This is a genomic window from Terriglobales bacterium (assembly GCA_035651995.1).
Classification (GTDB): Bacteria; Acidobacteriota; Terriglobia; order Terriglobales; family Acidobacteriaceae; genus DASRER01.
Window position 1 is genome coordinate 70,845 of sequence record DASRER010000012.1, and the last position, 26,517, is coordinate 97,361.

27 protein-coding genes are annotated in these 26,517 nt (G+C 65.1%); 17 read left to right on the forward strand and 10 right to left on the reverse strand.

The window, feature by feature from the left end:
• The first annotated feature begins 54 nt into the window (after positions 1 to 54).
• The 4 genes from thpR (at position 55) to VFA60_04950 (ending at position 4,288) form a co-directional block, all read left to right on the forward strand.
• A complete protein-coding gene (gene thpR, locus VFA60_04935) occupies positions 55 to 651 on the forward strand; it encodes an RNA 2',3'-cyclic phosphodiesterase (GenBank protein ID HZQ91116.1) in 597 nt (198 codons plus the stop codon).
• 14 nt (positions 652 to 665) lie between these two features.
• Positions 666 to 1,343: a glycerol-3-phosphate 1-O-acyltransferase PlsY gene (gene plsY, locus VFA60_04940; GenBank protein ID HZQ91117.1), complete on the forward strand. Its 678-nt coding sequence runs from the start codon at positions 666 to 668 to the stop codon at positions 1,341 to 1,343.
• Positions 1,340 to 2,368 carry an NAD(P)H-dependent glycerol-3-phosphate dehydrogenase gene (locus VFA60_04945; protein HZQ91118.1) on the forward strand — a complete coding sequence of 343 codons (1,029 nt, stop codon included), beginning with the start codon at positions 1,340 to 1,342 and terminating at the stop codon, positions 2,366 to 2,368. Before plsY ends, VFA60_04945 begins: the two co-directional genes overlap by 4 nt.
• Before the next feature lie 102 nt (positions 2,369 to 2,470).
• Complete coding sequence (locus VFA60_04950; GenBank protein ID HZQ91119.1) at positions 2,471 to 4,288, forward strand: HD domain-containing phosphohydrolase; 1,818 nt, start codon at positions 2,471 to 2,473, stop codon at positions 4,286 to 4,288.
• 27 nt (positions 4,289 to 4,315) lie between these two features.
• Here the strand turns inward: VFA60_04950 and VFA60_04955 are convergent, their stop codons facing one another.
• Positions 4,316 to 4,855, reverse strand: coding sequence for a DUF1697 domain-containing protein (locus tag VFA60_04955; protein HZQ91120.1), 540 nt, complete (start codon positions 4,853 to 4,855; stop codon positions 4,316 to 4,318).
• A 106-nt stretch (positions 4,856 to 4,961) separates the two neighbouring features.
• Here VFA60_04955 and ftsY point away from each other — a divergent pair, with 106 nt between their 5' ends.
• The 3 genes from ftsY (at position 4,962) to VFA60_04970 (ending at position 7,976) form a co-directional block, all read left to right on the forward strand.
• Positions 4,962 to 5,918, forward strand: a complete 957-nt coding sequence (gene ftsY, locus VFA60_04960) for a signal recognition particle-docking protein FtsY (protein HZQ91121.1) — start codon at positions 4,962 to 4,964, stop codon at positions 5,916 to 5,918.
• A gap of 72 nt (positions 5,919 to 5,990) precedes the next feature.
• Positions 5,991 to 7,250, forward strand: a complete 1,260-nt coding sequence (ribD, locus tag VFA60_04965; protein ID HZQ91122.1) for a bifunctional diaminohydroxyphosphoribosylaminopyrimidine deaminase/5-amino-6-(5-phosphoribosylamino)uracil reductase RibD — start codon at positions 5,991 to 5,993, stop codon at positions 7,248 to 7,250.
• 81 nt (positions 7,251 to 7,331) lie between these two features.
• Positions 7,332 to 7,976: a riboflavin synthase gene (locus tag VFA60_04970; protein ID HZQ91123.1), complete on the forward strand. Its 645-nt coding sequence runs from the start codon at positions 7,332 to 7,334 to the stop codon at positions 7,974 to 7,976.
• Here the strand turns inward: VFA60_04970 and VFA60_04975 are convergent.
• Together VFA60_04975 and VFA60_04980 are read right to left on the reverse strand one after the other, a co-directional pair.
• Positions 7,973 to 8,800: an ATP-binding cassette domain-containing protein gene (locus VFA60_04975; GenBank protein ID HZQ91124.1), complete on the reverse strand. Its 828-nt coding sequence runs from the start codon at positions 8,798 to 8,800 to the stop codon at positions 7,973 to 7,975. The two genes, VFA60_04970 and VFA60_04975, sit on opposite strands and share 4 nt — an antisense overlap.
• A gap of 24 nt (positions 8,801 to 8,824) precedes the next feature.
• A complete protein-coding gene (locus VFA60_04980) occupies positions 8,825 to 9,493 on the reverse strand; it encodes a molybdenum cofactor guanylyltransferase (protein HZQ91125.1) in 669 nt (222 codons plus the stop codon).
• Between the two features lie 165 nt (positions 9,494 to 9,658).
• On the opposite strand from VFA60_04980, the gene VFA60_04985 reads away from it, so the two are divergent.
• On the forward strand, positions 9,659 to 10,705 hold the full coding sequence (locus tag VFA60_04985) for a potassium channel protein (GenBank protein HZQ91126.1): 1,047 nt from the start codon (positions 9,659 to 9,661) through the stop codon (positions 10,703 to 10,705).
• Positions 10,706 to 10,713: 8 nt separating this feature from the next.
• Here the strand turns inward: VFA60_04985 and VFA60_04990 are convergent, their stop codons facing one another.
• On the reverse strand, positions 10,714 to 11,070 hold the full coding sequence (locus tag VFA60_04990; GenBank protein ID HZQ91127.1) for a hypothetical protein: 357 nt from the start codon (positions 11,068 to 11,070) through the stop codon (positions 10,714 to 10,716).
• Positions 11,071 to 11,125: 55 nt separating this feature from the next.
• Between VFA60_04990 and VFA60_04995 the strand changes: the two genes are divergently transcribed.
• The 5 genes from VFA60_04995 (at position 11,126) to VFA60_05015 (ending at position 15,814) form a co-directional block, all read left to right on the forward strand.
• Positions 11,126 to 12,037, forward strand: coding sequence for a complex I NDUFA9 subunit family protein (locus VFA60_04995; GenBank protein HZQ91128.1), 912 nt, complete (start codon positions 11,126 to 11,128; stop codon positions 12,035 to 12,037).
• 165 nt (positions 12,038 to 12,202) lie between these two features.
• Positions 12,203 to 13,285, forward strand: a complete 1,083-nt coding sequence (locus tag VFA60_05000; protein ID HZQ91129.1) for a BON domain-containing protein — start codon at positions 12,203 to 12,205, stop codon at positions 13,283 to 13,285.
• A 158-nt stretch (positions 13,286 to 13,443) separates the two neighbouring features.
• Entirely contained in the window at positions 13,444 to 13,920 is a 477-nt protein-coding gene (locus tag VFA60_05005; GenBank protein ID HZQ91130.1) for a hypothetical protein, read from the forward strand.
• A 109-nt stretch (positions 13,921 to 14,029) separates the two neighbouring features.
• Positions 14,030 to 15,097 (forward strand): prepilin peptidase, encoded by a 1,068-nt coding sequence (locus VFA60_05010; GenBank protein HZQ91131.1) that lies wholly within the window; start codon positions 14,030 to 14,032, stop codon positions 15,095 to 15,097.
• A gap of 168 nt (positions 15,098 to 15,265) precedes the next feature.
• Positions 15,266 to 15,814: a hypothetical protein gene (locus tag VFA60_05015; GenBank protein ID HZQ91132.1), complete on the forward strand. Its 549-nt coding sequence runs from the start codon at positions 15,266 to 15,268 to the stop codon at positions 15,812 to 15,814.
• 113 nt (positions 15,815 to 15,927) lie between these two features.
• Here VFA60_05015 and VFA60_05020 read toward each other — a convergent pair whose 3' ends face one another.
• Positions 15,928 to 16,446: a DUF1569 domain-containing protein gene (locus VFA60_05020; GenBank protein ID HZQ91133.1), complete on the reverse strand. Its 519-nt coding sequence runs from the start codon at positions 16,444 to 16,446 to the stop codon at positions 15,928 to 15,930.
• Positions 16,447 to 16,557: 111 nt separating this feature from the next.
• Here VFA60_05020 and VFA60_05025 point away from each other — a divergent pair, with 111 nt between their 5' ends.
• Complete coding sequence (locus tag VFA60_05025) at positions 16,558 to 17,187, forward strand: hypothetical protein (GenBank protein HZQ91134.1); 630 nt, start codon at positions 16,558 to 16,560, stop codon at positions 17,185 to 17,187.
• 36 nt (positions 17,188 to 17,223) lie between these two features.
• Here VFA60_05025 and VFA60_05030 read toward each other — a convergent pair whose 3' ends face one another.
• Together VFA60_05030 and VFA60_05035 are read right to left on the reverse strand one after the other, a co-directional pair.
• Positions 17,224 to 17,916, reverse strand: a complete 693-nt coding sequence (locus VFA60_05030; protein ID HZQ91135.1) for a tetratricopeptide repeat protein — start codon at positions 17,914 to 17,916, stop codon at positions 17,224 to 17,226.
• Between the two features lie 690 nt (positions 17,917 to 18,606).
• Positions 18,607 to 19,332, reverse strand: coding sequence for an OmpA family protein (locus tag VFA60_05035; GenBank protein HZQ91136.1), 726 nt, complete (start codon positions 19,330 to 19,332; stop codon positions 18,607 to 18,609).
• 296 nt (positions 19,333 to 19,628) lie between these two features.
• On the opposite strand from VFA60_05035, the gene uvrC reads away from it, so the two are divergent.
• The gene (uvrC, locus tag VFA60_05040; GenBank protein HZQ91137.1) at positions 19,629 to 21,512 is read left to right on the forward strand and encodes an excinuclease ABC subunit UvrC; all 1,884 of its coding nucleotides are present in this window, start codon (positions 19,629 to 19,631) and stop codon (positions 21,510 to 21,512) included.
• 64 nt (positions 21,513 to 21,576) lie between these two features.
• On the opposite strand, the gene VFA60_05045 is transcribed toward uvrC, so the two are convergent.
• Positions 21,577 to 22,338 (reverse strand): hypothetical protein, encoded by a 762-nt coding sequence (locus VFA60_05045; protein ID HZQ91138.1) that lies wholly within the window; start codon positions 22,336 to 22,338, stop codon positions 21,577 to 21,579.
• Between the two features lie 3 nt (positions 22,339 to 22,341).
• Positions 22,342 to 23,295: a BadF/BadG/BcrA/BcrD ATPase family protein gene (locus VFA60_05050; GenBank protein HZQ91139.1), complete on the reverse strand. Its 954-nt coding sequence runs from the start codon at positions 23,293 to 23,295 to the stop codon at positions 22,342 to 22,344.
• A 196-nt stretch (positions 23,296 to 23,491) separates the two neighbouring features.
• Between VFA60_05050 and VFA60_05055 the strand changes: the two genes are divergently transcribed.
• Positions 23,492 to 25,015 (forward strand): sodium:solute symporter, encoded by a 1,524-nt coding sequence (locus VFA60_05055; GenBank protein HZQ91140.1) that lies wholly within the window; start codon positions 23,492 to 23,494, stop codon positions 25,013 to 25,015.
• A complete protein-coding gene (locus VFA60_05060) occupies positions 25,008 to 26,384 on the forward strand; it encodes an amino acid permease (protein ID HZQ91141.1) in 1,377 nt (458 codons plus the stop codon). The genes VFA60_05055 and VFA60_05060 overlap by 8 nt, the downstream gene beginning before the upstream one ends.
• 8 nt (positions 26,385 to 26,392) lie before the next feature.
• Here the strand turns inward: VFA60_05060 and VFA60_05065 are convergent.
• Positions 26,393 to 26,517, reverse strand: a 125-nt coding sequence (locus VFA60_05065) for an IS5/IS1182 family transposase (GenBank protein HZQ91142.1), incomplete at its 5' end; no start/stop codon positions are given.

Here is a 26,517-nt window from a genome sequence, read left to right on the forward strand (position 1 = left end):
TCGTAATCTTTGGTTTTGGCCAGCAGCCAGTAGCTGGCAGCCGGCAGCGTCTTTATGCGATTGTTCGTTGGCGTCGACATTGAGCCTGAAATTCGCGAGCGGATTGCGCGATTCCTGGAGGGCGTGCGGGAGTTCGCGCCCGACGCGCGCTGGGTGCGGCCCGAAACATTTCACGTCACTCTGAAGTTCATCGGCGAGCTCGCCGAAACAAAAGTAGAAGACGTGAAGGCGGCGCTCGCTGCGGCGCACGGCCAGCCGGCGCAGATCGCCTTCCGTGGCGCAGGGTTCTTCCCCACGCCGCGCTCGGCACGCGTGTTCTGGATTGGCATCGAGGCTGACGAGAACCTGCGCGCGCTGGCCGAAGCAGTGGACACGGCGCTCAGCAGCGCGGCCGGGCTCGGCATCGAGCGGGAGCGGCAGGCGTACACGCCGCACCTGACGCTGGCGCGGGCCTCGCAGCGGGCCTCGGGAAACCCGCACCAGAAGCCGCGTCCCGGGGCGCGGGCGTTCGGGCGTTTACGGGAGAAGCTGGGCGCCGTGCCGCCACCCGACTTCGGTACAATGACCGCCCGCGAGTTTTTTCTTTTTGAGAGCAAGCTGTCGCCGGCGGGCGCGCGTTATTCCAGGATTGCGCGCTTCGGGCTCGCATAACGCAAAGGAGCAGGATGGCTCTCGACGTTGCCGCCGCGGTGCTGGCCTACCTGTTGGGTTCCATACCCTTCGGCTACCTGCTGGTGCGGATTTTTCTCAAGCAGGACATTCGCCAGACAGGCAGCGGCAACATCGGCGCAACCAACGTGGCCCGCTCCGGCGCAAAGGGACTCGCCATCGCTACCCTGCTGCTCGATGCCGGCAAGGGATTCGCGGCCGCCTGGCTGGGCTGGCACCTGTACAGCGTTCCGACGGTGGTGAACGTGGAAGAAGCGTTTCGCTTCGCCTGCATCACCAGCCTGTGCGCCATCGCCGGGCACATGTTTCCCGTGTGGTTGAAGTTCCGCGGCGGCAAGGGCGTGGCCGCCGCGGTCGGCGCGTTCGCGTTCCTGGCGCCCAAGCCGGTGCTGGTCGCCGTCGCGGTTTTTCTCGTCGTGGTCGCGCTCACGCGCTACGTTTCGCTCGGTTCGATTTGCGCCGCGATTGTTTTCCCATTGGCGGTCCGGTTCCTGCCTCCCGTCATGTTTGATAAAAACCCGGTTTCGCCTGCCGTGCTCGCCATTCTGTCGCTGTGCTCCGCGCTCATTATTCTTAAGCACCACCAAAACCTGCGCCGGATATTCGCCGGCGCCGAGAGCAAGCTCGGCTCAAAGCCAGTCCCACCTCCGCAGCAAGTGGAGAAGCAGGCATGAGCGACGTCGCCGTGGTGGGAGCGGGCGCCTGGGGTACCGCGCTCTCGATTGTCCTGGGTCGCAAAGGGACGCATCGCGTGCGGCTCTGGGCGTACGAGCAGGAAGTGTGCAAGTCCATCGCGACGCGTCGCACCAACGACCTGTTTCTTCCCGGGCAGAAGGTCCCGGAGCCGGTGACGCCGACCAATGACTTGGCGACCGCTGTCACCGGCGCGCAGCTCATTGTGGTGGTGGTGCCGTCGCATCACTATCGCCGCGTGTTCGCGCAGATGGCGCCGCATCTTTCGCCGGAGATGCTGTTCGTGAGCGCCGCCAAGGGAATCGAAAACGACTCGCTGATGCGCATGACCGAGGTCGCGCACGACGTGGTGCGGCAGAAGCGTCCGGAATTCGCGTTGCGCATCGGGGCGCTCAGCGGACCCACGTTCGCGAAAGAGGTGGCGCTGGGCGATCCCACCGCGATCACCATCGCCTCAACCGACGCGCAGCTTGCCGCCACGGTGCAGCGTGAACTGGGCGATCCGGCTTTTCGCGTCTACACGAATGACGACGTGGCCGGCGTCGAGCTGGGCGGCGCGCTCAAGAACATCATCGCCATCGCCGCCGGTGTTTGCGATGGTCTTGGCCTGGGACACAACACCGTTGCCGCGCTGATCACGCGTGGCCTCGCCGAAATAACCCGGCTGGTGATGGCCTGCGGAGGGCGCCGCGAAACCATGCTCGGCCTGGCCGGCATGGGCGACCTGGTGCTCACCTGCACCGGCGGCCTCTCGCGCAATCGCACCGTCGGCGTGGAGCTCGGGCGCGGACGCCGGTTGAACGACATCATCGCCGGCATGCACGGCATGGTCGCCGAAGGCGTGCTCACCACCAACGCCGCCGTGGACCTGGCGCGCAAGCACGGCGTGGAGATGCCCATCACCGCGCAGATGCGCCAGATCCTGCACGACGGCAAGCCGGCCCGCGACGCCATCCGCGAGCTGATGACCAGGCCGGCGACAAGCGAAGCCGTGCTCGGCAGCTAGGCCTGTACTCATCCGATACCGAGGTAACCGCCGGAAGCCGGTTTTCCCGCTGTCCAAGCGGAGTTCCACGATACAATCCGCCGTGAATTCGGCCGGAGCGGAATGCCGCAACGCGTACCCATCCTTTATCTGATTCTCGGCGTGCTCGTCGTCGTCGCCGTGGTGCCCCTCTGGTTCTACGGCGCCAAGGTCGTGGAGATCAACCGCGACAAGCTGGAGACGAACGAGAAGCTGCTGCAAAGCACCATCATCAGCTCGCTGAAGGGCGACATCGTGCAACGCCAGGCGAAGCTCGATGCCATGCTGTCGAACCTCTCGTCGGCCATCCAGATCGCCAGCGGCGGCAACCTCACCGCCGATCACGTCAACGCGCCTGAATTGCGCGCGCTGCTGGAGCAGTTCGTTTCCTCCGACCCGGACGTCGCCTACGCCACGCTGCTCAACGCCGAGCAGAAAGGAATTGTGGCCGGTCGCATCAACGAACTCGATCCGTTCATGAACCGCGAGCTGGAGCACGGCTTCTCGGCGGCGTGGGAGCACCGCGAGTACGCGGGACATCCGCTGGCGCAGGGCGCCGGCAAAAACGGACGCACCATCATGCTGGTCAGCGTGCCGGTGATCGCCGGCGGACGCTTTATCGGCGTGATTTGCGTTTTCGTGGATTTGCAATTCCTCATCGAGCGCTTGCGCGAAGCCAGCCAGAACGGCCTGGAAGCGTATGTCGTGGACCGCCAGGGACGGCTGGTTGCCGGCGCCGATCCGAAGTACCCAACCGGGCAGGACATGACGCGGTTCGAGATCGTGAAGAACTTCGTCGAGCAGGGCCGCCGCAACGTGGTCGCGACGGTGGAATTTACCACGCAGCAGGACGGGCGCAACGTGGCCATGCTCGGGACGTACAGCCCCGTGGCGCAACTGGGCTGGGCCGTCGTGGCGCAGAAGACGCGCGCTTCCGCCTACGCCTCGATTGACGAAATGCAGCGCACCGCCCGCTGGCTGGCGATCTTCGCTGTGGTCATGAGCATCATGGTCAGCGTGTGGGCGGCGCGGAAAATTACCACGCCGCTGGAGACGCTCACCGAATCGAGCCGCGCCATTGCGCGCGGCGACTTCAGCAGGCGCGTGGAGCTGAAGAGCCGCACGGAAATCGGCGAGCTGGCCCAGACCTTCAACACCATGACCGACGACCTGGAGCGCTTCGTCTACGACCTGAAGCGCGCCGCCGAGGAAAACCGCACGCTGTTCCTTGGCTCCATCCAGATGCTGGCCGGCGCGGTCGACGAGAAGGACCCCTACACGCGCGGCCACTCTGACCGCGTCACGCGCTACTCGGTGCTGCTCGCCACCGAGATGGGCCTCACGCAGGAAGAAGTCGAAAACATCCGCGTTGCGGCGCAGCTGCACGACGTGGGCAAAATCGGCATCGAAGACCGCATCCTGAAGAAGCCGGGCGCGCTCACTCCGGAAGAATATGAAGTGATGAAGACGCACACCACCAAGGGCGCGACCATCCTGCGCCCGGTGGAGCAGCTGAAGCACGTGATTCCCGGCATCGAGCTGCACCACGAATCGCTCGACGGACGCGGCTATCCGCGCGGCGTGAAGGGCGACGACCTGCCGCTGATGCCGCGCATCATCACGGTCGCCGATACGTTTGACGCGATGACCACGAATCGCCCCTACCAGGCGGCGATGGACCCCGCCTACGTGGTACGCGTGATTGCATCGATGGCGAACACCAAGTTCGACCCGCGCGTGGTGGCGGCGCTGCAATCGGTGTTCGATCGTGGCGGATTCCGGCTGCATCGCGCCGCGGTCGTCAGCGCTGAGGCGGCCGCCGCTGCTACGGCGCACTCTTCCAGCGAACTGCGCACCGGGGTGATTCCGGCCACGCCGGAGATCACCGACATCCGGTCGTAGTCCTGCGAACCGGCCGTCCGCCTGGCTCTACCTGCGGGCCGTCTTCTTCGTTTTCAACAGATGGATGACCCTCAGGACCGTATTCCAGTTGCGTGTTGTCGCCGGCGCGCCGAACACCTTGTCCAGTTGGCCGAGATAGCCAATGGTCTTCATGTGGCGGCGATACTCGCCGAAGACGAATCTGTTCTTTGCGCTGATCACGCGCACAAGCCATTCGCCGTTCGGCGGGAGCGACAACGGAAACGAATCTGGCGCGCGTCCGGTCTTCGACTGAATGCTCACGAAGCGAACAACATCGGGGCGCGAGGGCGGCCTTTCAAACGGATTCTCCGCTTCCAGGCGAACAAGATCGTGGCCATTACAGAGCACAACTTCCATCGCGAACGGCAGCTTGCGCAGCAACTCGGCCCGGAACTTCGCCCGTGACCCGGGCTTGCGAACAACGAAAGTGCCGGCTGCGCCCACGTTGACCACGTCATAGTGAGCCAGCTTTCCGGCGATCACGCTGGGGCGCAGCGTCCTCTGCCCGCCAACGTTGATGCCGCGCAGGAAAACAACCAGAGGCATGGGTCGAGTGTGCCTACGTCAGGGGCCGCATCACCGCCGTAGCTTACGTGGGCGTGACGGCACATTATCACAGTGATTCACCCGCTATAATTGAGCGCTTACGCACATGATTCAGACGCTGTTTGGCAGCCTCGACGAGAAGGAAAAGCCCGGCTTCCTCGACCGCATGAAACAGGCGGTCACGCGCACGCGCGAAAACCTGAGCGAGCGCATCGAGGAAGTGGTTTCCTTCCGCAAAGAGATTGACCGCGAGACACTGGACGACCTGGAAGCGTCGCTCATCGCCGCTGATCTGGGAACGACGACCACACGCGAGGTCCTCGCGAATCTGCGCGAGCGCGCTGACCGCAAGCAGATCGCGAATTCCGAAGAACTGAAGCGCTTATTGAAGGAGGAATTGCTCGGGATCCTCGACCGCGGCAACGCCCAGCCGGCTAAAGCGGTGGAAGGCGAGCCGGAAGTGATCCTGGTTGTCGGCGTGAACGGCACGGGGAAAACGACCACCATCGGCAAGCTGGCGCACACCCTGCGATCGCAGGGCAAGACGGTGCTGCTGGCTGCCGCCGACACGTTTCGCGCCGCTGCGATCGAGCAGCTCGAGGTGTGGGCCGAGCGCTCCGGCGTGGAAGTCATCAAGACCAAACCCGGCGGCGATCCGTCGGCGGTGCTGTTCGACGCGCTGCAGGCGGCGCGCGCGCGCAACGCCGACTACGTGATTGTGGACACGGCCGGGCGCCTCCACACCAAGACGAGCCTGATGGCGGAACTGGAGAAGATGCGCCGCACATCGCAACGCCACATTGCCGGCGCGCCGCACGAAGTCCTGCTCGTGATGGACGCCACCACCGGACAGAACGGCCTCCAGCAGGCGCGGCTCTTCACCCAGTCGGCTGGCGTGACCGGCATTGTGCTCACCAAGCTCGACGGCACCGCCAAGGGCGGCGTCGTGGTCGCAATTTCCCGCGAACTCGGCTTGCCGGTGCGTTATGTGGGCGTGGGCGAGAAGGCGAGCGACCTGCTCCCGTTTCATCCGCGAGAGTTTGTGGATTCGCTGTTCGAGTAAGGCGCTGTCCGCTCCCCGCTCTCCGCTTCCCGCTTGACGCAGGGCCCGCGAGCGAACGCCATCGAAAAACGCTTGGAAAATTCTCACCAATTCGACGAGCGCTTCATGGCCGAAGCGCTGGCGCTTGCGCGCCGCGGCATTGGGCTCGCTTCACCGAATCCGTGCGTCGGCGCGGTGGTAGTCGCGGCCGGCGGCCGGATCATCGGGCGCGGCTTTCACACCTACGACGGCCTCAAGCACGCTGAAGTGCTGGCGCTCGACGAGGCAGGCGCAGCGGCGCGCGGCGCCACGCTCTACCTGAACCTTGAGCCCTGCTGCCACACCGGGCGCACCGGGCCATGCGTGGACCGCGTGATTGCAGCCGGCGTGAAGCACGTGGTGGTCGCCATCGAGGACCCGAACCCGGTGGTGCGCGGCACATCGCTGGAGAGATTGCGCGCGGCCGGCATCGCTGTTACCGCTGGCGTTCAGGAAGCGGCGGCGCGCAAACTCAACGAGGCATTCGCCAAGCATGTCCGCACCGGCACGCCGCTGATCACCCTGAAAGCCGGCATGACGCTCGACGGCAAGATCGCGCCGCCGCCGGAAGATGGGGATGCGCCCAACGTAGTCAAACTGCCGGTGGCGCCGGTGGATGGCAGCGTGCCGAGCGGTCCGACAGGCGGTTGGATCACCAGCCGCGAAGCGCGCGCGCACGTGCAGCAGTTGCGGCACTCGAGCGACGCAGTGATGGTCGGCGTCGGCACCGTGATCGCCGACGATCCACGCCTCACCGACCGCACCGGCCAGCCGCGACGGCGTCCCCTGCTGCGCGTCATCCTGGATTCACGCCTTCGCCTGCCGCTGGAGTCGCGCGTGGTGAAAACCGCTCAGGACGACGTGCTGGTGTTTTGCAGCTTCGCCGAGGAGAAGCGGCGTCGTGAACTGGAATCGCGCGGCGTGCGCGTCGAGCAGGTTTCACTCGGCCTGGGCGAAGGACGTCCCAACCTGCGCCGCGTGGCCGAGCGGCTCGGCGCGCTCGACATCACCAGTCTGATCATCGAAGGCGGCGCCCTGCTGAACTGGGCCGCGCTCGCGTCTGATGTGGTGGACAAGGTCTTTCTCTATTACGCGCCGAAGATTCTGGCGGGCACCGGCTCGGTCCCGTTCGCCGCCGGCCCCGGCTTCCGGCGCCTGGGCGAAGCGGCCAAGGTCGGGCAAATTGAGCTTCACCGCTTCGGCGTGGACTTTGCTGTGGAGGGGTATCTGCACGATCCCTACGCCTGGACACCAGGCCCGGAGAAAACCCTGACCACCGAACAACCGCAGCCCGAGCCGCCGCGGATCGCGTGAAGTCGCCGGTTTCAGTTCCCCGCCCCATCGCATTCAGCTTTTGCTTTAACTGTGGACTGTAAACTGTAAACTCTGAACCTTATGTTCACCGGCCTGATCGAAGAAGTCGGCAAAGTGCTTCGCCTCGAGGACGCGCCCGGCGGCGCCAGGCGCCTCACCATCGGCGCGCGCCAGGTAACGCGCGAGCTGAAAAAGGGCGACAGCGTGGCCGTGAGCGGCGTTTGCCTGACAGCCGTGGACATCGCTCCCGCGTCGTTTGCCGCCGATCTTGCCGCCGAAACCATCGCTCGCACATCGTTCACGCGGCTGCGGCCTGACGCCCTCGTCAACCTCGAGCTGCCGGCCAAAGTAGGCAGCCGCCTGGGTGGGCACATCGTGCAGGGCCACGTTGACGGGACCGCGAGGCTCGTAACGCTGGAGCGCGTGCCGAAAGCGCACGACTATTGGCTCACGGTTGAGATTCCGGCTGGGCTGGCGAAGTACGTCGTCTGGAAGGGATCCATCACGATTGAAGGCATCAGCCTGACGGTGGCGCGCATCGACGGCGCGCGCGTCGGCGTCGCCATCATCCCGCACACCTTTTCCGCCACCAACCTGCAATCACTGCGCCCCGGCGACGCGCTGAACATCGAGGTTGACGTCATCGCCAAGTACACCGAGAAGATGCTGCGCGGCGAGCCCGCGAGCGGCGTGACGCTCGAGCGATTGGTGAGCGAAGGCTTCTAGGGCCGCAACCGCGCCAGGTCGGCGAGCGCCACGTCGTCCAGTTCGAGGAATTCGCGGACAATCGGGTTCTCGCTCTGCTCCATCTCTTCCACAGTCCCGAAGAAAATCACCTTCGCTTCGTGCAGGAACACCAGCCGATCGGCCAGCTTCTTTGCCAGGCGCATGTCGTGCGTCACTACCACGCTGGTCAGCTTGAGCTGCTGCTTGAGCTTGGAGATGAGGTCGCCCAGGAGGTTGGCCATGAGCGGATCGACCATCGTGGTGGGCTCGTCGTAGAGCACCGCTTCAGGCTGCGCGGAGAGAGCGCGCGCGATGGCCACCGAACGCTTCATGCCGGTGGAAAGATCGGAAGGCAGCAGGTCGCGATATTGCTTCACACCTACCATCTCGAGAAGGCCGTCGACGATCTGGTAGATCTCGTACTCACTCAGGTCGCGACGCTCGCGCAGGGGGAACGCGACGTTTTCTCCCACGGTCAGCGAGTCGAACAGCGCGCCGTTCTGGAAGACCATGGTGACTTTGCGCCGGATGCGCTGCAGCTCCGGCTCGTCGTAGTCGGTAATGTCTTCGTAGGCCACATGCACGCGCCCCGAGTCGGGCTTGAGAAATCCCATGATGTGGTGCAGCGAAACCGACTTGCCCACGCCGCTGCGGCCCAAAATGCACAGCGTTTCCGCCGGCAGCACGTTGAAGCTCACGCCGTCCAGGACCTTGCGCGACCCGAACGACTTGCTCACGTCATTGAATTCAATGTAGGGCTTGTCGGCGGCGTGCCCGTGCGGCAGCTGGTGTCCGCCTTCGTGATGGGTGGCGTAGTGGCTCATGATGCTGAGACCTGGTTCATTTCATCACAGGCGGCGAGCGCGCTCCAAATCGGCAGGCGTATTCAGGTTGCGGAACATCTCCGGACTGAAGCCATGCTCCGCCAATTCCTCAGGCGTGATCACCCGCGTTGCGACCTCGCCGAGTAACGGCTCGATCTTGTTGCGGCCGACGCGCAAGGCGCGCTCCGCGAAAGGCGCGAACCCGCGGCGGTAGATGGCGCACAGCGGATGCAGGACAGTTCCCACGCTTCCCGCTCCGGGCCCCGCAAGCTCGCTCTCCCTTCTCCGTCCTCCGCTCTCCGCAATTGACCTTGGCAGCGTCACCATCGCCCTCCAGCGGCGCGCCTCGGCAACCAGGAATGGCAGGAGCTCAGGCGCGATAAAGGGGCAGTCAACAGCGAGGACCAGATTCAACTCCTTCGTGCTCGCCGCAAGCGCCGCGTGAATGCCGCCCAGCGGGCCGCGATCAGGGAACATGTCTTCGACCGCGCGCAACGAGGCGGGAAAGCGCGCCGCCGGGCCCACAACGCGCACGTCGTCCGACACGGTGCGCGCCAGGTCGAGTGCGCGGTCCAGCAGCGTGCGGCCGTCGAGCGCGAGCATGGCCTTGTCCGTCCCCATGCGCGAACTGCGTCCGCCGGCCAATACAAACGCCGCCACATCGTGATGGTGCGCGGTAGTCAACAGCGGCATGATAGCGGCTGTTTGGCTGTCCACGCTGCCGGGCGGCGTGGCATAGCTGTGTTAGAATCCCGCCGCTTCCCCCGCCGGCAGATCGATTGTCATAGCCATGCAGCCCATTCAATCCGCAGTCACTGCCGCTTCCGGAGCGCACCAGCGGGCTCGCGGAGTCCACCCATGAACCTGCGACAGCGGCTGGCCATGGCGGCGGTCCTGCTGGTCGGCGTGCTGACCATCGCCGTGACCGGATACATCGCCCTGGGACGCGACGTTTCCCTGCTCAACGCCTTCTACATGGCCGTCATCACCATTGCCGGCGTCGGCTACGGCGAAATCATCCCCACCGAGCACAATCCCGCGCTGCGGCTGTTCAACATGTTCGTGGTGGTCGTGGGCGTGACCATCACCGTCTACGTGTTCTCGGTGGTGACGGCTTTCCTGGTGGAAGGCGATATCCGCAATCTCTTCTGGAGACGCAAAATGCAGAAGCGCATCAACGAGCTCCGCGACCACTTCATCGTGTGCGGGCTGGGCATCACCGGACACTGGGCGCTCGACGAGTTGCACCGCACGCGCACGCCCTGCGTCGTCGTGGAACTGCACGAGGAGAAAATCCAGGCCTATCGCGAACGGGCCGGGCGCAGTTCCGAAGAGGTGCTGTACGTCCTCGGCGACGCCACCGACGAAACCACGCTCGACCAGGCGGGCATCGAGCGGGCGCGCGGCATGATCGTGGCCATGAACGGCGACAAAGACAACCTGGTCACCACGGTGATGGCGCGCCAGAAGAACCCCGGCATGCGCATCGTGGCGCGCTGCACCGATCCCAAGTTCGCCGAGCGCATGCAGCGCGCTGGCGCGAACGCCACGGTCTCACCCAACCGCATCGGCGGGCTGCGCCTGGCCAGCGAAGCGCTGCGGCCGCACGTGGTCGGCTTCCTCGACCTCATGCTCAAGGAGCATTCCCGCACCCTGCGCATCGAAGAAATTGCCGTCGGCCAGGCGTGGGCGGGAAACACGATGCAGGAGCTGGACCTTCGCCGCAAATACAACCTGCTGGCATTGGCAGTGAAGGAGCGCGCGGCGGGCGAACAGCAGTTCCTGCCGAACCCGCCCGACGAGCTGCGCGTGCAGAATGGCACGGTGATCATCGTGATGGGCGACGTCAGCGATCTGCACCGCGCTCGCCATGATTCCGGCGGAGCCAAGCAGGCAGCCGTCTGAGCACGGTTTCAATGGCTGTAGATCACCACGCCAACAATCCGCCCGGCCGGATCCAACTGCAAGTCCGCCGAGCTGTTCAAGACGGCGTCTCCGCTCAGCCCCGGCACGGTAACGAACACGTGCGCGTTCACCGCCTGCGCCGTGCTCTCCTTGCGGATGAACGACAGGGCCGCGTCGCTGCGGCAGGTCTTCGGCAGCTCAAAGCTCAGGTCGGCCAGGTCGCCGTTTTCGGAAACCGAGAGCGACACCAGCACCGGCAGCGTCTGCAGCTGCTCGCCGGCCTCGTCACATCCGCCAGGACGGAAGCAGACGAAGTAAGAGTAGCGGCCGTGCTCCAGGTCGAAATCGCTGCGCCGAACGTCCATTGCGAATCGAGTGTTTTACCACAGGCTGCCGAAACATGCGCTATAGAATGGACGTGTGCGCGTGTTCCTCACCGGCGGCACCGGCTTCGTCGGCAGCCACATGCTGCCGCGGCTGGCGCGCGAGAACCACATCATCAGGATGCTGGCGCGCGACCCGGCGCGTGCCGCCGCCGCCGTGCCGGATGCGATCAAGGCACAGGTGGAGATCGCCGCCGGTGACGTGGTCACCGGCTCCGGACTCCAGGCCGCCGTCGAGGGCTGCGATGCCGTCATTCACCTGGTCGGCATCATCATGGAAGTCGGCGGGGCGACGTTTGAGAAGTCGCACCACCAGGCAACGCGCAACGTGCTGGCGGCGGCGCAGAATTCGGCAACCGTCCGGCGCTTCGTGCAGATGTCGGCGCTGGGCGCCCGCGAAAACGGCGTCAGCGCCTACCAGATTACGAAGTGGAAGGCCGAAGAAGCGGTCCGCTCCGGCGGGATTCCCTTCGTCATTCTTCGCCCGTCGATCATCTTCGGTCCGCGCGACGGCTTCGTGAACCAGATGGTGCAGGTCATGCGCACCGCGCCGCTCATCCGGCCGGTCCCCGGGCACGGGCGTTACCCGTTTCGCCCGATCTACGTCGACAACGTGGTGGACTGCTTCGTGCAATCGCTCTCCAACGACGCAGCGCTCGGCAAGACGATCGAATTGGTCGGCCCGGAGGCATTGACGCTCGAGCAGATGCTGGCTGAGATCGCGCGCTGCATCGGCGTGAAGAAGCCGGCGCTCAAGGTGCCGTTTCCCATCATGTACATGAACGCCGCGATCATGGGTCTCGTGCTGCCGCGTCCGCCGGTGACCACCGACCAGTTGCGCATGCTGCGCGAGGGCTCCACGGCGGACCCTGCGCCCATGATGGCCACCTTCAAGGTCGATCTGGTCGGCTTCCGGCAGGGCCTGAAAAAGTATCTGTGCAAGGCCTGATGCGCCGCCTTTAAGCGCCCATGGTGCGTGCAAGAGGCTGCTGCTCCCGCGTTCTAAGGTCATAGGAACTTATTCTGCCGGCGGCGGTTATTATTGGCAGCAAGAGTAGCCGCTGAGCAGCAGCTCGGCATCTAAGGTGGTACCGGGGGAATCCAGGAGCTGATTATGAAAGCGAACCGATCGCTGAAGGTTGGCATTGTGGTACTGGCCGTGGCAGTCATGCTGGCAACCGCCGGATGCAGCCAGTTGCTTTCGCGCAGCGACGCGCAGATCGCCGGCGACGTGCAAAGCAGAATCAATTCCGACGCCGCGCTGACGAGCAAGCAGATTACGGTCACCTCAGGCAACGGCGTGGTCACGCTGTCGGGCACGGTCGCCAGCGACAGCGAGCGGTCAGCGGCTGCCGCCGACGCCGCGACTGTCCGCGGTGTGAAGACCGTGGTGAACAACCTCCAGGTTGGCCCGGCGGTGGCGCAGGCTGCTCCCGCGCCGGAACCCGTGCCGGTGGAGGCCGCTCGCCCCGCCCGCACCCGCATGACCCCTAAGCCGGTGGCGCACCACAGCACGCCGCGCTACCAGGAGCCCGCCCCTTCGCGTGTCCGCGAGTACAACGACACGACGTCCCCGAGTTCGGCTCCGGTCATGGCGGCAAACGTGGCGCCGGCTGCTCCACTTCCGCCTCCTCCGCCCGCCCGGGTTTCGATTCCTCCGGGAACGCTGCTCACGGTGCGGCTGGTTGATTCCATTGACACGTCGCGCAACAAGGCCGGCGACGTCTTCAAGGGCACGCTCGATGCTCCGATCGTGGTGGACGACAAAGTCGTCGTCCCCGCCGACGCGGACGTGATCGGACGCGTGGTCGAGCTGCATGACGCCGGACACTATGCCGGCCAGCCGCTCATCACGATTGAACTCACTCGGCTCATCGTGAACGGCCAGCCTTACGACCTGCGCACTGACTACTACTCGCGCGAAGGGCATTCGCGCGGCAAGCGCACCGCGGCCACGGTTGGCGGCGGCGCGGCGCTGGGCGCCATCATTGGCGGCATCGCCGGCGGCGGCAAGGGCGCCGCCATCGGCGCGGCTGCCGGCGCAGGCGCGGGCACCGCGGCCGGCGGCCTGACCAAGGCCGAAGTCATCCGGCTGGATTCGGAAACGGTGGTTGACTTCCGGCTGCAGTCATCGCTTTCGGTGACGCCTGTGTCGGTCTCCAACCGCAACGCCTCGCGGCAGCGGGTTGAGCAGTAACGGTCAGTCACGGCCGGTAACTTTGTCAGAAAAACACGCAGTGGCAATAGGCCCCGGACCATCGGTCCGGGGCCTCTTTGCGGCGTGCCACGGGCAGGCGTGGGCGCATTTACACTACTTCACGCGGAGCGATGCTTCGCTGTTTCAGCCGCCGAATCATGCCGAAGATCACCGCTCTCATCCATGCGAGCAACGACGCCGCCCGCCTCGGCCGCGCGCTGGACTCGTTGCGCGTATGCGACCAGCTGCTGGTGGTTGACCACGCCTCGAGCGACGCAACCGCCGCCATTGCGCGCGAACACGGGGCCACCCTGAAGGCAGCCATACCGGGCGTCGAGCCCGGCGCTTACGTGAGCGACGCCAGGCACGACTGGATCTTCTGCCTTCGGCCAGACGAAGCGCTGGGCGAAGGCCTGGAGGCCTCGTTGCTCGAGTGGAAGCAGTCGGATCCACCGGACGGCTCCGTGGGCTACTGTGTCGAGCTGTGGCACGAGACCGAGCACGGCTGGCAGCCGCAAGGGCGCGCCCTGCGCCTGGTCGACCGTACGAAGCTGAGCTGGCCCGGTCCGCTTCCGCCCGCCAGCGGTCCCGGCGCCGATCTGCCCGGTGAGATACGGCGGTTCAGGAGTCCTTAGTTCACAGTTTACGGTTCACAGTTTTCAGAAAATCCGCGGTGGGGGTGGTGACCAGTGCGTCGTTCAGCAGTTACTGTCAACTGTAAACTGTGAACGGTAAACTGCTCCTGTGGATTTCCTCTTCGCCGCCGCCTTCTTCCTGTTCGGGCTGGCGTTTGGCAGCTTCCTGAACGTCTGCATTCATCGCATGCCGCGGCGCATCAACGCCCGCGAAGATCGCGAAGAATTGGAAGAACGCATGCGGCGCGAGCCGGAGCTGGCGGGACCGCTGAGCGCCGAGATCGCGCGGCTGCAAGCCGCCGAGCGCGGCCTGTCGGTGGCCGAAGGGCGCTCGGCGTGTCCGGCGTGCGGCGCAAAGATCACTGCCTGGGACAACATTCCGGTCCTCAGCTGGCTGCTGCTCGGCGGACGCTGCCGTCACTGCAAGGCGCCAATTTCACCGCGCTACTGGATTGTCGAGTTGTTCACCGCGCTGCTCTTCCTCGCCTGCTACCTGAAATTTGGCCTCACGTTTTCGGCGGCGAAGTATTGCGTGCTGAGCTTCCTGCTGCTCGGCCTGATCTTCACCGACGCGGAGTGGAAGCTGCTTCCCGACGCGCTCACCTTGCCCGGGCTCGGGCTGGGAGTGTTCTTCAGCCTCTTCGTGCCGGTGAACGATCTGACCACGCGCATTGTGTCTGCGCTGTTTTCGCCCGCGTTGCTGCCGATGGCCAGCGGCATGCCCGGCGGACACGGCGAGATGGGCTGGCGGCTCATGTCGCTGGCACAGTCGGCGCTGAGCGCGGCCGTGGGCGCATCGTTCATCTACGGCGCGGGCATGATCTACCTGCGGGCGCGCGGCGTGGAAGGCATGGGCATGGGCGACGTGAAGCTCATGGCCATGGTCGGCGCATTTCTCGGCGTCACCCTTACGGTCATGACCCTCTTCCTCGCTTCGCTGCTCGGGTCGCTGTTCGGGCTCACGACGATCCTGATCGTCTGGCTGCGGCGCACGCGCCGCCGCATGCGGCGCGGGCGCGAGCCGGCGGCGCTGGCGCGGCGGCGCGCCTGGCGCTCGGCGCAGATCATGTACCGCTTCTACGAGATGCCGTTCGGTGTTTTTCTTGGCGTCGTGGCGCTCGCGGCGGCATTTTTCGGGAACGTCATCGTGGGATGGTATTGGGAGCACTTTCGGTGATCCCAAACCGCCTCCGGGACGTGTCCTTTGGGGCTGGCGAGCGCGCTTCCCGGCGGCGAAAAGCCGCCAAAATCGCCGGAAAACAGGGTTAAAATACGCAGCAGGAGCTCTGCCGCGCGAGCGGCGGAGCGCCCCAAATTCCAGCACCAGCGGCGAAGGACGGCCCTTATGAAGCGTATCTGGCTTGCACTGATCACGGTGGCGGCATTCAGCGTGTGCGCTGCGGCGCAGCAATCCCTCGCCGACGCGGCCCGCGAAGCGAAGAAGGACAGGAAGCCCGTGGGCAAGGTCTACGACAACGACAACCTGCCCACAACGGCCACCATCAGTCAGAGTGGTCCCACGTCAGCTCCCGACAAGAAGGCCGGCGACGCCAAAGCCGATGCTGGCGCAGCCGACGCGGCCTCAGGTGACGAGGCCGACAAGGGCAAGCTGGAGGCGCGCTTCCGCTCGCAGGCTGCCGACCTGAAGAAAGAAATTAACCAGCTCTCGCGCGAGCTCGACGTGATGCAGCGCGAGCACGGCCTGCGCGCGGCGGCCTTCTACGGCGACGCCGGAACCCGTCTTCGCGACGAGAAAAAGTGGGCCGACGACGAGCGCAAGTACCAGGCCGAATTGGCCGACAAGCAGAAGGCGCTCGCCGACAGCAAAGCCAAGCTCGATGATTTGCGGGAGCAGGCCCGCAAAGCGGGCGTGCCGGCGTCGGCAACTGAATAGTTCTTCCTTGCATCGGTAGCAACGCGCGCCCTTGCCGCCGGCGCACCGGCCACGGAACTTCACCCCGTAGCGACGGGCGCCCCCGCCCGTCGGCACGTCACCACGGACGGTGTTTAGCTCGAGTGGACCCGCTGCATCTCCCGCAGACCTCGCACCTGCCGCATGTGGTGGCGCGTGTGCACCCAGTGGAAGCGGCGCCACTGCTTTACGTTCAGCGCGCCCAGCACCGGATGGTCGGCGATCTTTCGGCGCGAGCCGTACTTCTCTTCACATTCGGCCAGCACCGCGTCCATGCGGACGATGGAGTCCAGCGCGTTCCGGAGCGCGACTTCCGGCGCGATGCCCGTGGGCAGCGTCCCTTCCGGAGCTTTGCGGCCCGAAGGGAAATATCCGAGGTCGCCGACCACGATGGTGGACAAGCGCTGCTTCATCGTCGGCGGCGTTGCGCGCGGTCCGCCGGCGACGACCTTCGACAGCAGGCGCGCCGTCCCGTCGTAAGCGATGGAGAGGTGCTCCAGGATCTGGCCGCAGCACCACTTCCCTTCCGCCGGCGCAAAGGCGAGCTGCGTTGGGGTGAGTCCGGCGGTGGCCGACTCGATTTCGTCGCGCGCACGCTGCAGAAACGGATGCATCGCTCGACCAGCATGCCGCGTCGCGGTGCGGAAGGCAAATCACTTCCGATAAAATGCCGGGTTGCACCAGCGGGCCGGGCTTCGGCCGTGGCGCCGGGAATCGAGACCAATATGCAAAACGCGAGAGTGGCCGCCGTGCTGATGGCGCTGGCGATGCTGGCGGCCTGCAGCTCGGAGCCGAAGAAGGCCGAAGCGCCCACCGTTCCCGCCAAGCCCAGGGAAACCGAGGCGCGCACCGGCCGCGAGGCCTTCCAGCGGCTCTATGCCACGGCACGCCAGTGGGCGGCTGACGCGCGGCCCGTGCGCCTGGAGTCGGGCGCCACGAACGACGCCAACGGCCACGACGGCAAAGCGGCCATCTGGCGCACGCAGTTCGCCTCGGCCGGCCGGCGCGGCATCGAGGCGTTCATCTGGTCGGGAACGAGCGGTCCCGACGCGCCCGAGCGCGGCGTCTCGCACGGCGCCGAGGACACCTGGACTCCGGGCAACGCGTCCACCGTGCCGTTCGACGTGAACTTCCTCAAGGTGGACTCCGACGGCGCGGTGAAGACGGCCGAGAAGCACGGCGGCGACAAGGTACTCAAGTCCAGGCCGGACACGCCGGTCGTCTACCTGCTCGACTGGGACATGCGCAAAAGCGAGCTGGTTTGGCACGTCATCTACGGACGCAGCCGCTCTGACGCGGCGCTGGTGGTCGACGTGAACGCCACGACGGGCGAATTTCTGCGGGTGGAGAAATAGCGAGAGGTAGCAAGCTACGTCTCTGCGCTGCAGCAATCAGTTCTTGATGGGCGGCTTTTTGCTGCAGCCCTGCGCAGTCGCCACGTGCACGCACCAGTCGGAGCCGAACTGTTCCTTCAGGCGCTTGCCCATGCTCTTCTTGTTGGGGTCGCCATCCTGGCTCTGCTGGCCGGCAGCGGTCTCTTTCGCGCCGGGCGGCGGCACGGGCGGAACGGGTGCTCCAAGTCGCGCCAGCGACTTGCGAGCGTCTTCGGCGAACTCCCCACGCGGCAGAATTCCGAGATAAGCCGTGTAGTTCTTCACGGCGTCATCGTTCTGGCCGAGCTTCTCGTACGTCTGCGCCAGGCGGTAGGTCGCGACCGCGTCGTTCGCCTTCCACTCCAACGCTTCCTGGAAGCGGCTGAGCGCCGCGGGATAATTCTTCTGCGAGTAGTAGTACTCGCCCACTTCCACGTTCTTGGCGGCGCGGTGCGGGTCGTAGGGATGCAGCTCGCCCACGTCGTCGGGCGGCGCGGACGGGTGATCGCCGGGAGGCGGTGAAAGGTCGATGATGGTGTCGCGGCTCGAGCTGGTTCCGGGATCGGTCGAGGTTCGGGAGCCCTGGTCGGAACGCGGCGCCGGCGCGTTAGGACCGGGCTGCGGCCGCGACTGGGCCGGCAGCTGGGCCATGGCGCTGGTCGGGAACACCAGGGCCGCGAGCAGCAGCAGGACGGTCAGAGCGCGGAGCATTGACTCCATTTTAGTCCAGCATTGGTAAGACGCCGCGAAAGCGGTGGTCTTGCGAGACCTGCCTGACGACTTGGGCCGGGCCCATGCGGGCTTCAGGGCTGCGTTCCTCATTCAGTTCTGTCAAGCCCCCGGCCCGGCCAATTTCTGCCTAACGATCTGATTCTGCTCGCCCAAAATTTTCCCCGTCCCTTCCCAATCTCCCGCCCCGATTTGCTACTCTGAGAGTAGGAAGGCCCCGAGAGCACGGAAACGCTCCGGGACCTTGTTCTTTGGTAGCGCTGGGATAGCGCTGGCAACAACGCCTTTGTTTTCAAGACCTCGAATCTAAAGCGAGTCGCCTCAGGGCCTTGCAAAATCACCGTTGAAACTAAACGTTTTAAGATCACGGTCCTAAGGCGCCTGCGATCATCGCCTTAGAGACAAACTCGTCTCTAACCTGCTGCAAACAATAGACCGGGGGAGGGGGGAGGGGGGGAGAGGTATCACCGTAGAGACGTTGCTTGCAACGTCTCCCCGGCGCGTAAACAACAAAGACGTAGCAAGCTACGTCTCTACGACCGGTGCCGCCCGAACGCGCGGCGACTGCGCGCAAAAAAAAGAACCGCCTCGCCGGAGCGAGGCGGTTTTTCCTCTGGTGTGAGGATTGCCGCGGGGCTGCGCTGGGGGAGGGCCGCAACCCCGCGTACAAAGCTATCGCGCGCCGCCGCCGGGCTGCTGCGCCGGCTGCGAGGTCTGCTCGCCGGTGTTGGTCATGAGCCGCACGTCCACGCGACGGTTCTGGGCGCGTCCGGCGGAACTCTTGTTGTCGGCGACCGGCTTATCTTCGCCCAGGCCGATGAGGTAGATCTTGTGCGCGGGCACGTTGGCCTTCCCCGCCAGGTACTGGATGACGGCCGATGCGCGGCGCTGGCTCAGATCGTAGTTGTAATCACGGTCGCCCACCGAGTCCGCTCCGCCCTCCACGGTGATGATGTAGTGCGGGGCGTTGGGAATCTCAGATGCAAGCTGGTCGAGCGCTTCTTCCGCTTTCTTCGTCAGATTGGCCTGGTTGAAGGCGAAGTGCACCGTGGTTTCCGCCACGGGATGATAGTTGTCCAGGTTGGCAACCGTGTTCTGCAGCGAGGTGACGCGGTTGCTGGCCTGGGTGGCGAGCTCCTGCGCCTGGCCGGCTTGCTGGCCGGCTGCCTGCGCCTTCTGGTCAGCGGCGGCGGCGCGCTGGTTGACGTCCGTGATGCCCTGCTGAGCGCGCGCGTCAACGTCCTTGATGGCGTTGGTGTTCTTCGCGGTCAGGTCATCGAGCTCGTTGGTCTTCTCGATGATGGGCGTGGTCTGCTGCTTGACGTATTTCTTGGTGCTGCAGCCGACCGAGGCAGCCAGGCCGAGCACGGTCGCAAATACCACGGCGTTGCGGGTCATGGGGAGAACTCCTTCCAAATCCTGCGGGCAGCTGGCGCCCGTCTTCGGCGAGTTGTCGCCGCCTTAGCGGATAGCACGCCGGTTTCCAATCGCGGGCCGGAATCGCGATGGCAACCATTTGAATCTAAGCTATTTACTCGAACAACGCCAGGGGTTTAGCGGGCCCGTGCCGGGCTGCCGGGCACAAACCGCCGAGCAGGATAGAATTTTTACAGGTCAAGGGCCGGGCGCGGGAAGCCGATGCGAGGCCTCGCGGTGCTCGGCTCAAGATCGTCCCCGGGCGGTTTTCAAGAGAAATGGACATTCGCCAGAAAATCCGCACCCTGCCGACCAGCCCCGGCGTGTATCTGTACAGGAACGCCGAGGGCGAAGTCATCTACGTCGGCAAGGCGAAGAACCTGCGCAGCCGCGTGCGCTCGTACTTTCTGGAGGGACGCGCGGAAGACGCCAAAACCGGCACGCTGCTGCGCGAGGCGGTGGACGTTGACTACATCGTGGTGGACAACGCCGGCGAGGCGCTGGCGCTGGAAAACAACCTCATCAAGCAGAAGAAGCCGCGCTTCAACATCCTGCTGCGCGACGACAAGACGTATCCGTACATCAAGCTGACGCTGGGCGAGCGGTATCCGCGCGTGTACGTGACGCGCCGGCTGCGCAAAGATGGCAGCGCCTGCTACGGCCCGTACTTCCCTGCGAGCCTGGCCTATCGGATCGTGGACTTGATTCACCGGCATTTTCTGGTGCCGTCGTGCACGGTGGATTTGACGCGCGAGCACCCGCGTCCGTGCTTGCAGTACTACATCGGGCGATGTCTGGGACCGTGCGTCGCCGGCCTGACCACGCCTGCCGCGTACGCCGAAGCCGTGCGCGACGTGAAGCTGTTCCTCGAAGGCCGCCATGCCGACCTGAGCAAGTCGCTGCGCGCGCGCATGGAGCTGGCAGCCCAGCGGGAGCAGTACGAGCTGGCGGCGAAGTATCGTGATCTGATCGTCACCGTGGAGCAGCTCGACGAGAAGCAGCGCATGGCGGCGGTGGGCGGTGACGATGCCGACGTGTTCGGCTATCACTTCGAGAACGGCATGCTCGCGGTCAACCTGTTCCACATGCGCCGCGGCAAGGTGCTGGACCGGCGCGAGTTGTTCTGGGAGGACCTGCCGGAGTTCGCCATGGCGGGGCCGGAGTCGGCCGAAGGAGACGTTGCAAGCGACGTCTCGAGAGAAAACACGGCGACGCGCGACGAGTTCCATCCGGAGGGATTTTTCTCGGCGCTGCTGAAGCAGATCTACATTGACCAGCAGTATGTGCCGCGGACGATTTACGTTCCGGTCGACTTCGAAGACCGCGCGGAACTGGAAGACCTGCTCAGCGAAAAGCGCGGCACGCGGGTGGAGATTGCCGTGCCCCAGCGCGGCGAGAAACGTTCGCTCATTGACCTGGTGGCGCGCAACGCCAAGCAGGGCTTCGATCAGCGCTTCCGCGTGATGAAGCCGGGCATGCGCGCCATCCAGGAGGCGTTGCAGGACGTGTTGCTGCTGCCGTCGCTGCCGAAGCGAATTGAATGCTTCGATATTTCCCACATACAGGGCGCGGAAACGGTCGCGTCCATGGTGGTGTGGGAAGACGGCAAGATGAAGAAGTCCGACTATCGCAAGTTCATCATCCGCGGGATCAACGGCGTGGACGATTTCGCCAGCATGCGCGAGGTGGTGGAGCGCCGCTACAAGCGCGTGCAGGCGGAAAAGCGGCCGATGCCGAGTCTGGTGCTGGTCGATGGCGGCGTTGGGCAGCTGCACTCCGCGGCGGCGGCGCTGGAGTCGCTGCAGATCGTGACCCAGCCGCTGGCGGCGATCGCCAAGCGCGAAGAGATCATCTACGTGCACGGGCAGGAGGATGAACCGGTCGTCCTCGACCACCACTCGCCGGTGCTGCACCTGGTGCAGACCATCCGCGACGAAGCACACCGCTTCGCCGTCGGCTTCCACCGCCAGCGACGCGCGATCCGCGACCGCAATTCCGAGCTGCTGGAGATTCCCGGCATCGGGGCGCGAACACGCCAGCGTCTGCTGGCGCACTTCGGCTCGCTGCGCGCCGTGCAGCAGGCCGACGCAGCCGCGCTCGCCGCCGTGGTCAACAAGAGTCAGGCGCAGGCGATCATGGAACATTTCCAAAAGACAACTTAAGACAGAGAGGACGCAGAGGAATGCTGGTTCTTCCGTTTGTCCGCGTCCTCTGCGTCCTCCTGTCTTAATTCTTTTTTCGCGATTCGAGCTGCTGGAGCAGGTAGACGCGGATGTTCTCCGCCAGGCGCGACGTGCGGAGCACCTCGCGCAGCACCGAAGACGGCAGCGCCTGCGCGACGGTGATGGCCGTGGCCAGCGGCGTGTTGGGATTGCGCAGCAGGGCGATGCGAATCTCACGGCGCAGCGACCACTTGGTGTGCGCCGCCACGGACTTGATGAGCGCGGTGGGGATTTCGTCCCTCATCAGGGCGGGAACGATGAGGGCTTCCGTCATCTGCGGATTGTCGAGCGCGGCCGAGATGATGCGCGCCTCGGGATCGAGCAGCAGCGCAGCAGCAACGCGTCCGGAGGCGCGGCGCGAGAGCGCCAGCCGCTCTCCGGAAGAAATGCTCTCCAAACGATTGATGATGGCTTCTTCGGCCGCCATCTTCAGATCAACGGCGATTCCCGGCGTCAGCGCGAGCTGCATCAGTTCGAAGGTGTAGAGTCGGCGCGCGATTGGCAGCGATAGATGCCGCGGCGTGCGCGGATGACGCACCAGCGCGTTCAGCACCTTGCGGCTCTTCATGGCAGAGACATTCTTGGAGAGCGCGTCGAGCACACGGTCGGTGAGGTCGCGGCGGGTGAGCAGCGCGAGTGCGAGATCTTCGCTGAGGCGAGGGTCGGCGGCCGCGGCGCGCAACACGTCAGCCGATTGCGAGTGCAGCATGGGCTCGAGCGAGTCGGAAGGACCGGCTGCGTCGCGTCTCTCGCCGCGGCGGCTCACGGCTCAGGCCTTGGCGGCGGCTGCCTGCTTGCGCGCGAGGGCGAGCGCACCGAGCACGGGCTCGACGATATCGTCGCTGATGCGGGCGTTTGGACTCAACACCTTGAGCGTTTGCCGGAACGAACGCCGCACTTCCTCCGAACCGCCGAGTACGCCCCCAGTGATGCGTACCGGAGCGGGATCGTGCGTGGGCCACAGGCGGTCGATGACGTGACGCGCCAGTTCGGCAAGTTCGGCGCCGGCGCTGTCGAGTATTTCCGCCGCTGTCACGTCGCCTGCGCGAGCTTGTTCCATCACGATGGGAAAAAGTGTGGCGAAATCGGGCGGCGGGACGCGGTTGGCGAGCGTGACCAGGTCTTCGAGGCTCTGCTCTTTCCACACTTGCAGAATGGCGTCGCGCAGGCTGGTTTGTTCGCCGGAGTCGGCGGCGCGGAGCACGCGGGCGACGGCGTTGCGGCCGATCCATGTGCCGGACCCTTCGTCGGAGATGGCCGGGCCCCATCCGCCGGCGCGCGCGGTGCGGCCCGAGGCGTCGCGTCCGAAGGCGATGGAGCCGGTGCCGGAGATGACGAGCACGCCAGGGCCCGCGGAAAATGCGGCCTCCAGCGCGATGGCATTGTCGCCCACGACCTGCACCGGGCCGGAGACGACCTCCTGGATCCAGCGCAGCACGATCGAGGCGACGTCGGAGCGCGAGATGCCGGAAATGCCGACGCAAACGCCGGAGATCTGCTCGGGGTGGACGTTCCCTTTCGCCGAAGCCTTGCCCATCGCCTCGTAAATCGCGCCGCGGGCAGCGGCTTCGCCGACAACCTGAAGCTTGCAGGAGCCGGTGGTGGCCCGGCCGAGCACACGCGTCTCGTCGCCGAGCACACACTCGGTCTTGCTGCCGCCGCCGTCGATGCCGATGAAGTAGGCCATCGCTACGTGGTTGTAGCACGGGTGCGGCGAAAACATCTACCACAGAGACACAGAGGCACAGAGACAGCAATTCAAAATGACAAATGCAAAATGGGGAGGGCTCGCGCGCCGGAACGGCGAAACCGAATTCGTTGCCTGAATTCTCTGTGTCCCTGTGACCCTGTGGTGGATGTTCGTGTTGTGGTATTAACTACAGCGCGAGGGCAATCCGATTCCCACATTCAATAGCGGGTTGAGCGGGCTCGACCTGGCGATCATCGCGGCCTACCTGGCCGGGATCACGCTGTTTGGGTTGCGCTTTCGCAAGCAGCAGCGCTCGCTCAAGGACTACTTTCTCGCCGACCGCAATGTTCCCTGGTGGGCGATTTCGCTCTCCATCGTCGCGGCCGAAACGAGCACGCTCACCATCATCTCGACGCCCGGGTTGTCGTATCAGGGCAACCTTACGTTTCTGCAGGTCGTGCTGGGATACCTGGTGGGACGCGTGGTGATCAGCGTCCTGATGATCCCGCACTACTTCCGCGGCGAGCTATTCACGGCGTATCAGCTCATGGAGCGGCGATTCGGGGCGAAGCTGCGGTCGCTCACCGCGAGCCTGTTCCTGATTACCCGCGCGGCCGCCGAGGGTGTGCGGGTGTTTGCCGTGTCGATCGTGGTCGGCATCGCGCTAGGGCCGCTGCTGGGCGGACTCACCGACTTGCAGCGCGACCTGGTGGCGATCGGGATCGTCACGGCGCTGACGCTGATCTACACCTTCGAGGGCGGCATGACGGCGGTGATCTGGACCGACGTGGCGCAGATGTTCATCTACGTCGCCGGAACGATGGTCGGATTTGTCACGCTGCTGCGGCTGATTCCCGGCGGCTGGGCGACGGTGAGCAGCGTGGGCGAGAGCGCCGGAAAGTTCCAGGTGCTGAACTTCACCGGCGGATGGGCGCAGCCGTACACGTTCTGGGCCGGTGCGATTGGCGGCGCATTCCTGACGACCGCGAGCCACGGCGCCGACCAGTTGATCGTGCAGCGGCTGCTGGCGGCGCGCAGCGAAGGCCAGTCGAAGCTTGCGCTGATTTCCAGCGGCGTGGCCGTGCTGTTCCAGTTTTCGCTCTTCATGCTGATTGGCGTGATGCTGCTGGTGTTCTATCAGCGGCCGCCGGCGGCGTTCGGCGGAGCGGACCGAATCTTTCCAACGTTCATTGTGACGCGGCTGGCCCACGGCGTGGCGGGATTGCTGATCGCGGCCATCCTGGCGGCGGCGATGAGCAATCTGAGCGCGGCGCTGAACTCGCTTTCGTCGAGTACCATCGTGGATTTCTATCTCAGGCGAAGACAGGGCGCGAGCGAGCGCGACATGCTGCGCGTTTCGCGCGTCGCGACGCTGGCGTGGGCTTTGGCGCTGTTCGCGCTGGCAGTCGTCTCGCGGCGCAGCCAGAGCGTGATCGTGGTGGGACTCTCGATCGCTTCAGTGGCGTATGGTGCGCTGCTGGGCGTCTTCCTGCTCGGTCTGCTGACAAAACGCGCGCACCAGCGCGGCGCCATGGCGGGAATGCTGGTGGGCTTTTGCACGAACATGTACATATGGATCAGCACGCTGCTGCCGGCGCGCGCGCTGCCGCTGGGCTGGTTTACGCGGCAGATTCCGTGGACGTGGTACGTGGCGATTGGCGCGTGTCTGACGTTCGGCGTCGGGTATGCTGCCAGCCTGGCGATGGCGCCCGATCGCACAACCGAAAATCGTGAGCAAGGCCAGCATGCCTGACGCCGCAACGCAAAACTCGAGCCGTCCTGAACTGGTACGCGCGCTCAGCGTGCACCACGCGACCGCCGTGGTGATCGGCACGGTGATCGGCAGCGGGATCTTTCTCGTTCCCGCCGAGATGATGCAGGCGGTGGGCAAGGCGAGCGCGGTTTACCTGGCGTGGATTGTGGGCGGACTGCTCTCGCTGGCAGGCGCGCTCACGTATGCCGAGCTGGCGTCACTGAAGCCGCAGACCGGCGGCGAGTACGTTTACATGCGCGATGGGTATGGGCCGCTGGGCGGATTTCTTTACGCCTGGACGTATTTCATCATCGCCAAGCCAGGATCCATGGCGACCATCGCCACCGGCTTCGTGCGCGTGCTGAGCCGGCTGGAGCCGCTGACCTTTCTCGGTAGAAACGTGAATGGGTCCTGGCACGCGACGTGGCAAGGCTCGTCGCTGGCCATCGCGGCGGTGATCTTCATCAGCTTCATCAACTACATCGGCGTGAAACGCGCCGGCGAGTTCCAGCTTTTCTTCACCCTGCTGAAGATCGCGATCATCCTAGCGGTTGTGGCGCTTGGTTTTTCGTATTCGGTCGGATCGTTCGCCAATTTCCAGACGATCTACGAAGGGGCGAAGGGAGGCGTCGCCGGCTTCATGGTGGCGCTGGTGGCGGCGCTGTGGGCCTACGACGGATGGAACCTGGTGACGCTGATCTCGGGCGAGGTCAAGCGACCGGAGCGCAACCTGCCGATCGCGCTGATTGTCGGCATGCTGACGGTGGCCGCCCTGTACATCGGCGTGAACGCCGCGGTGCAGTACGTGATCCCGGCGGCGGCGGTGGCCGCGTCCGCCAGCCCGGCGCTGGATGCGATTCGCTGGGTGGGACCGGGTGTCTTCTCGATCGTATTGCTGGGAATGGCGCTCTCCATGCTCGCCACGCTCAACGGCAGCACGATGACCGGCGCGCGCGCGCCCTTTGCCGTCGCCCGCGACGGATACTTCTTTCACGCGCTGGCGAAAGTGCATCCGCGGTTTCTGACGCCGTCGAATGCCATCATCGCGCAGGCGGTGCTGGCGATTGCGCTGCTTCTGATCGGCGCCACGTTCCAGCAACTTTTCTCGCTGACGCTGTTTGCCGAGTGGCTGCTCTACATGCTGTGCGCCGCGACGGTGTTCATCTTCCGGCGGCGCGAGCCGGATGCGCCGCGCGCCTACAAGACGTGGGGATACCCGGTGGTGCCCGCATTGTTCATCGTGTCGGCAGGGGTGCTGCTGTATTACAGCATCGCGCAGAACAGGGCGGTGTCGCTGGGAGGGCTGGCAGTGATAGCGGCCGGCGTGCCGGTGTTTTGGTTCTTTGCGCGAAGAAGAGTCAAAGGCTAGAAGCCATCTCATAAATGTCTCAGCAGGACCAGAACGCACGCGAGCTGAACCATGCCGAGGAAGTTGGCCGCGTGGTACTCCCAGCGGGTGACCACGCGGCGATAGTTATGCAACCAGGCGAACAAACGCTCGA

What these genes read in the sequence shown, in the direction of transcription:
- thpR (HZQ91116.1), top strand. Translation starts at nt 55, where the DNA reads ATGCGATTGTTCGTTGGCGTCGACATTGAGCCTGAAATTCGCGAGCGG.
- plsY (HZQ91117.1), top strand. Translation starts at nt 666, where the DNA reads ATGGCTCTCGACGTTGCCGCCGCGGTGCTGGCCTACCTGTTGGGTTCC.
- VFA60_04945 (HZQ91118.1), top strand. Translation starts at nt 1,340, where the DNA reads ATGAGCGACGTCGCCGTGGTGGGAGCGGGCGCCTGGGGTACCGCGCTC.
- VFA60_04950 (HZQ91119.1), top strand. Translation starts at nt 2,471, where the DNA reads ATGCCGCAACGCGTACCCATCCTTTATCTGATTCTCGGCGTGCTCGTC.
- VFA60_04955 (HZQ91120.1), bottom strand. Translation starts at nt 4,855, where the DNA reads ATGCCTCTGGTTGTTTTCCTGCGCGGCATCAACGTTGGCGGGCAGAGG.
- ftsY (HZQ91121.1), top strand. Translation starts at nt 4,962, where the DNA reads ATGATTCAGACGCTGTTTGGCAGCCTCGACGAGAAGGAAAAGCCCGGC.
- VFA60_04970 (HZQ91123.1), top strand. Translation starts at nt 7,332, where the DNA reads ATGTTCACCGGCCTGATCGAAGAAGTCGGCAAAGTGCTTCGCCTCGAG.
- VFA60_04975 (HZQ91124.1), bottom strand. Translation starts at nt 8,800, where the DNA reads ATGAGCCACTACGCCACCCATCACGAAGGCGGACACCAGCTGCCGCAC.
- VFA60_04980 (HZQ91125.1), bottom strand. Translation starts at nt 9,493, where the DNA reads ATGCCGCTGTTGACTACCGCGCACCATCACGATGTGGCGGCGTTTGTA.
- VFA60_04985 (HZQ91126.1), top strand. Translation starts at nt 9,659, where the DNA reads ATGAACCTGCGACAGCGGCTGGCCATGGCGGCGGTCCTGCTGGTCGGC.
- VFA60_04990 (HZQ91127.1), bottom strand. Translation starts at nt 11,070, where the DNA reads ATGGACGTTCGGCGCAGCGATTTCGACCTGGAGCACGGCCGCTACTCT.
- VFA60_05000 (HZQ91129.1), top strand. Translation starts at nt 12,203, where the DNA reads ATGAAAGCGAACCGATCGCTGAAGGTTGGCATTGTGGTACTGGCCGTG.
- VFA60_05005 (HZQ91130.1), top strand. Translation starts at nt 13,444, where the DNA reads ATGCCGAAGATCACCGCTCTCATCCATGCGAGCAACGACGCCGCCCGC.
- VFA60_05015 (HZQ91132.1), top strand. Translation starts at nt 15,266, where the DNA reads ATGAAGCGTATCTGGCTTGCACTGATCACGGTGGCGGCATTCAGCGTG.
- VFA60_05020 (HZQ91133.1), bottom strand. Translation starts at nt 16,446, where the DNA reads ATGCATCCGTTTCTGCAGCGTGCGCGCGACGAAATCGAGTCGGCCACC.
- VFA60_05025 (HZQ91134.1), top strand. Translation starts at nt 16,558, where the DNA reads ATGCAAAACGCGAGAGTGGCCGCCGTGCTGATGGCGCTGGCGATGCTG.
- VFA60_05030 (HZQ91135.1), bottom strand. Translation starts at nt 17,916, where the DNA reads ATGCTCCGCGCTCTGACCGTCCTGCTGCTGCTCGCGGCCCTGGTGTTC.
- VFA60_05035 (HZQ91136.1), bottom strand. Translation starts at nt 19,332, where the DNA reads ATGACCCGCAACGCCGTGGTATTTGCGACCGTGCTCGGCCTGGCTGCC.
- uvrC (HZQ91137.1), top strand. Translation starts at nt 19,629, where the DNA reads ATGGACATTCGCCAGAAAATCCGCACCCTGCCGACCAGCCCCGGCGTG.
- VFA60_05050 (HZQ91139.1), bottom strand. Translation starts at nt 23,295, where the DNA reads ATGTTTTCGCCGCACCCGTGCTACAACCACGTAGCGATGGCCTACTTC.
- VFA60_05060 (HZQ91141.1), top strand. Translation starts at nt 25,008, where the DNA reads ATGCCTGACGCCGCAACGCAAAACTCGAGCCGTCCTGAACTGGTACGC.